This is a genomic window from Paenibacillus sp. 01T422 (assembly GCF_056398785.1).
Map to the genome: position 1 here is coordinate 1 of NZ_JBFTQB010000510.1, position 5,261 is coordinate 5,261.

General features: G+C 45.5%; 5 protein-coding genes and 1 pseudogene. All 6 read right to left on the reverse strand.

All coding sequences use genetic code 11. The features are described from left to right. Nucleotides 1-11: 11 nt before the first annotated feature. Nucleotides 12-665: a signal peptide protein gene (locus tag AC1DUA_RS24565; RefSeq protein WP_477502259.1), complete on the reverse strand. Its 654-nt coding sequence runs from the start codon at nucleotides 663-665 to the stop codon at nucleotides 12-14. Beyond that, nucleotides 662-1,843, reverse strand: coding sequence for a glutathionylspermidine synthase family protein (locus AC1DUA_RS24570; RefSeq protein ID WP_477502263.1), 1,182 nt, complete (start codon nucleotides 1,841-1,843; stop codon nucleotides 662-664). Before AC1DUA_RS24570 ends, AC1DUA_RS24565 begins: the two co-directional genes overlap by 4 nt. A gap of 19 nt (nucleotides 1,844-1,862) precedes the next feature. After that, nucleotides 1,863-2,636 (reverse strand): hypothetical protein, encoded by a 774-nt coding sequence (locus tag AC1DUA_RS24575; protein ID WP_477502260.1) that lies wholly within the window; start codon nucleotides 2,634-2,636, stop codon nucleotides 1,863-1,865. Further along, nucleotides 2,633-2,854 (reverse strand): hypothetical protein, encoded by a 222-nt coding sequence (locus AC1DUA_RS24580; RefSeq protein ID WP_477502261.1) that lies wholly within the window; start codon nucleotides 2,852-2,854, stop codon nucleotides 2,633-2,635. Before AC1DUA_RS24580 ends, AC1DUA_RS24575 begins: the two co-directional genes overlap by 4 nt. A gap of 117 nt (nucleotides 2,855-2,971) precedes the next feature. Next, complete coding sequence (locus AC1DUA_RS24585) at nucleotides 2,972-4,081, reverse strand: C40 family peptidase (RefSeq protein WP_477502262.1); 1,110 nt, start codon at nucleotides 4,079-4,081, stop codon at nucleotides 2,972-2,974. Between the two features lie 166 nt (nucleotides 4,082-4,247). Continuing rightward, nucleotides 4,248-5,261: pseudogene (gene sufB / locus AC1DUA_RS24590) on the reverse strand (Fe-S cluster assembly protein SufB); the annotation flags it as partial.

Genomic DNA, 5,261 nt, shown 5'->3' on the forward strand with positions numbered 1-5,261 from the left:
ATTCAATACTATCATTCTGCCCACCCCCGGAACTTCGCCATTGATTGATCATAATTGCTGTAATCGTGTACTTCCTCTAAAATAACCTGAACTTCTTTCTTGTTCTTAAAGCTTGTATAGCGATCTTCAGGAATTGGTTGCTTCACCTTTTGCCCTGTTGGCAGATCAGCAACTGCGAAATAGCGGAATTTGCCGTCCAGCTCCGTTTTATAGACGCCTACCAACTTCACATCCGTCTTAATTTCAACCTTTAATTCTGCCAAATCTTTGTCGGCTTCTTCCTTTGTTTTGAACGTCTTAATTGGTTTCCATTGCGAAAGTGTCACGTCGTTCTTCCCATTACTGTCTGTTGACATCGTTGCCTGCATGTAGCTAAGCACAAAAATTTGATCGCCCGTTGCAAAGTTCTGGTCATTGGATATGCGCTCATTATTCGGCAGCAAAACCATATCTCCCTCGATCAAATCGCCGACTTTTGCTTGCTGCACCTGGTAATCCCAAGGCACATCGCCATTCATGCTGCTCACGGGTGTCGATGCCGAACTTCCTGCAGCCGGTTTGCTTAAGACAGAAGGCTTCTTATTGAACAGGCTGCTAATGCCCCAGATCATCAGAATGACGACCAAGGCGACTGCCGCCATAAGCCAGAATCGTCTTTGTTTCAAGGTGCTTTCACTCCAATCGGTACAAATTGACTTGCATTTCCTGTGATTTTCCCGCCTGCTCGACCTAAGAGTCCACAAGGCGTTCCGTTCAATACAAACAGCCCCGTTAATAAATGCCTATTTCCATGTGCAAAAGCTAATTCGGGCAAATCAGCTCTTTGCTGATAGACGCGTTCAAAAAAAACACTTGTATCAAAGCCAACTTCGTCTTTGACCTCTAGCTCCCCCGTAGCGCCATAAAGCTCAACCGAGCCTCCTTCTCTTCCAAACATTGATTTGGACACATAATCCCCTGACAACTCTGGAGAAAAAAAGGTAGGCAGCATATAAGCAGCTATAGCCTTATGCTCATTCGCTGTGAACAAGGCTGCGTTCTCCGTGTGAAGCCCCCAAACAATGGCTTGCAGGCCTTTAGATTGCAAGATTACCGCATGCAAAGGATTAAACAATTGGATGAATTGTTCTTCAATCGCATAAGAGAGCGCCTCTCCTCCATCATCAACACCCATCCATTCCTTTGGATATAGCGCGAACATGCTGGAAATGATTTGCTGCTCCCCAACTTTGACTACTCCTTCATCAATCCACAAATCCAGACAATCCACACATGTCATGTTTCTTCCGCTATGAGCAACGAGCGCATCAATTGTCCCTGTATCTTCCGCGTGCTGACCATAGGCAATGCAGGCTGCGAAGTCCGGCGCCTCAATGTCCCATGCAGCGCGGATTAGGTTCTTCATCTCCGTGTTCGGAGAGGCATAACCTTTTTGTTCACATAACCAGGGTGTCGCAATCGCGGCTTCCACGTAACCTGTGGGAGTGTCTGCATTTAGCTCTAAAAGCTTGATTCTGCCCTGCTCATCCACGGTAAAATCAAATCTTGCATAGCGGCTTATGACCCCTATGTCATTCAGTTCCAATCGGTCAAGTCCATCCCAGAGTACTTCGGGAATAGACAGCTGCTGGTATAACGCCCTGTTCCCTTTCACATAGCGAACAGCTTTATCAAATACGCGCCACAATGTACTTGCCGCGAGAATTAGCTCGTTATAGGTTGATTGTTCCATAAGGACAATTTGGTCAATCCAGTAGGCTTCATCTTCCAGATTAGCCCATGTGAATCCAAGCTCATATAGCTGTTGAACTTTATTCTCTCTATCTGGAGCTGGCGTGCCCATGACTTCGAATACCACCGTGTTAACCTCCTGAGCTGGAAGAGGAGCTGAAACCGCTCGATTTACCGCCTATGCTGCCAGATGATGTCGATGTTGATTTCGAACTCGAAGTTGTGCCACTGGTCGTGCCCGAGCTGCTAACGGACCCTGTATTCCCCTTACTTCCTGAGCTTCCTGTGTTTCCTGTGTTTCCTGTGTTTCCTGTATTTCCTGTATTTCCTGAGCTCCCTGTGCTTCCTGTAGTACCCGCAGTCCCCGACTTCGTATTAGATGAGGATGACTTATTGGTGGTAAATGTTCCGGTTCCGCTTGACGTCGTTGGTGTTTTGGTCGTTGAACGATTGGAGAAAGAGCTAGGTTGGTATGTTTTTGTAACATATGGTGTATTAGAACGATAATAAGAAGAACGATGACTGCTCCCCCAGTTGCTTGAGGAATAAGGACTTGGGCTATTGAAAATAAGATGATATAGGAGCAGATCATCCCATCCAAACCCGCTGCCTCCACCATAGTTATTGACGATTATAGGCGCTGTGCCACCACCCGTCGTACCGCTTCCAGCAATCGGTGTTGGAGAAGGCGAAGGAGATATTGCGCCAGCTGCCGGAGGAACAGGTAAATTCCAGTCAACAGCTGGATCGAAATAAGCTTTCACCTCATCGGTCGACCATTCAACCAGCTTGGATGAGGCTGTGTTCGGTGCCGGCGTCTCCGCGGCATAGGCTGGTAACAGCAGCAGCTGTCCGACTAGTACCAGACTTATAGATGCTGAAAATACCTTGAGCGGTCTTTTCACTGCTTGTTCCCTCCTCCTTCTGAACCAACTGCAACCAATAAAAGTTCAAACACATCGAGATCCAAATTCAATCGTCCCTCAATCATTTCGTATTCCTTGCCGCCAATGAGCACGTAATTTGCTGCATCTAGAGCTTGCATCAGCTTCTCATCCCACGGACGTTCACTGATTTTCACAAGCTGTCCATCGGCCAATTTTTCAAAAAGTGTAATTGTCATTCGGTTTCTTCCTCCTTCATCGATGACTTCATACTAGATAAAACGCACGAGCCGACCTTTTGTTTCATATTGGCATAAAATAATAAAAGCCTACCCCTAAGGATAGACTTGAACGGTTTAACTTACAATACGTTTCGCACGAAGGAATGTCTTTTTCCAGTACGCTTTATCGATCTCACTGATCTGTACGCCATTCTTCGGCTCTGGGGAGGCATGCAACATTTGCATATTGCCAATATAGATGCCCACATGCCCGACCGTTTTATTTGACTTGAAGCGACCTGGGACATAGAAAAACATCAAATCGCCTTTCCGCAAAGACTTGCGGCTAACCAAACTTCCCATCGTTGCTTGTTCGCGTGCCAATCTCGGAAGTTTAACACTATATTTGCCATATACGTATTGAGTAAAAGTTGAACAGTCGAACTTTCCGGTTTGCGGATAGGGACCTGTACCAAATTTATATTTAACCCCTTTATACTGCTCACCTTTGTCAATCAAGGCATTAATATTGATGTTTTTCAAAACGGGAATGGCTTTCTCCCCCACAGATGCCCATGCCTGTAGTTCGTCTTGGACGTGTATCCCTGAGGAGGCTGGGTTCGCTCTATCCGTTGTTTTGCCTTTGAAAGGATCATTCGGATCGTCTGCAAATGAAAGCTCAGGAGAATCCCCGCTAGGGTCAGGAGCATTTACATTCTCAAGAGGAGCAACAGGCGATGGATGGATGTTCAATTGATTGCCTCTGACCTCATACGACATCTCGTCTTGAAATAAATCCGCAACAGCTGAGACCGGCAAGTAGATGGCATCGCCTTCTTTGACGAAAGGTTCACCTACATGAATCTCATATCCATCCTTCATCGCTTTTTTGGAATTTGCCGATATTTCGAAGTTCGCATCGTTATCGCCAATTAGCAATTTCTGAGCACCTGCATCCCACTCGGACTGAAACTTCAAGGTTTGAATGAGTTCACTAGCCGCTACATATTTGACATTGTTGATCACTTTAATGGGTAAAACTGCATCGTCATTACCTAACTTCGTTATCCCGTTACCTGCTTGCGACAAGCTGTGCGGCATTGCTGTGCCTGTACTTGATTGTGTCACTCCATTCGGCGTTGGTGCTGAGTTATTTGGGGCCGCATTATCCTTCCCACAAGCCGTTGTTGTCACTATAACGACAACCATACTCCCGATTGCTGCAAGTTTCAGCCTTTTCCACATACCTTCACTTCTCTCCTTTAGGGACACATTATGATCCTCTATAGGGTGAGAATTGTGAGAAATAAATATACGTTAATCAAGTCTAGAATTGTATGGAGCATCTTGGAAGAATCTTTGATTACAAAAAAAAGCGTACCCGATTAATTCGAGTACGCTTAGTGACATCTTAACCGATAGAGCCTTCCATCTCGAACTTGATGAGACGGTTCATTTCTACGGCATATTCCATTGGAAGTTCTTTGGTGAATGGCTCAATGAAGCCCATAACGATCATTTGCGTTGCTTCCGCTTCCGTCAAACCACGGCTCATGAGGTAGAACAATTGATCCTCAGATACCTTGGATACCGTAGCTTCATGCTCAAGCGTAATGTTATCGTTCATGATTTCATTGTAAGGAATTGTATCGGATGTTGACTCGTTATCCAGAATCAACGTATCACATTTGATATTTGCTTTGGAACCTTGGGAGTTGCGTCCGAAGGAAGCCAGACCGCGGTAGGTTACTTTACCGCCATGTTTGGAGATCGATTTGGACACGATTGTTGATTTCTGCAACTGCACGTTTTGTAACGAGGTTGTAGATGTTTGGTGCCCAGTTTTGGATCGTTGTATAACGAGCACGGGAGTTTTTGAGACATACGATCTCAACAACCGCACTGTGCAGGGAGTTTGTGCTGTAGATAGGAGCTGTACAGCCCTCTACGTAGTGCACAAAGCTTTCCTCATCCGTAATGATCAATGTACGCTCGAATTGGCCCATGTTCTCGGAGTTAATGCGGAAGTAAGCCTGTAATGGCACTTCACATTTAACGCCTTTTGGTACGTAGATAAAGGAACCACCGGACCATACCGCACTGTTTAGAGCAGCGAATTTGTTGTCGCTTGGCGGGATGATAGTACCGAAGTATTTTCTGAATAGTTCCGGGTGTTCACGAAGAGCTGAATCCGTATCTGTGAAGATAACGCCTTGATCTTCGAGTTCTTTTTGCATGCTGTGATATACAACTTCGGATTCGTATTGCGCGGATACACCAGCAAGGAACTTCTGCTCTGCTTCCGGAATACCTAGCTTATCGAAAGTTTCTTTAATTTCTGTAGGAACTTCTTCCCATGTTTTACCTTGTTTCTCAGACGGTTTCACATAGTACTGGATGTCATTGAAATCAAGATCATCCATGT

What these genes read in the sequence shown, in the direction of transcription:
- AC1DUA_RS24570 (WP_477502263.1), bottom strand. Translation starts at nt 1,843, where the DNA reads ATGGGCACGCCAGCTCCAGATAGAGAGAATAAAGTTCAACAGCTATAT.
- AC1DUA_RS24580 (WP_477502261.1), bottom strand. Translation starts at nt 2,854, where the DNA reads ATGACAATTACACTTTTTGAAAAATTGGCCGATGGACAGCTTGTGAAA.
- AC1DUA_RS24585 (WP_477502262.1), bottom strand. Translation starts at nt 4,081, where the DNA reads ATGTGGAAAAGGCTGAAACTTGCAGCAATCGGGAGTATGGTTGTCGTT.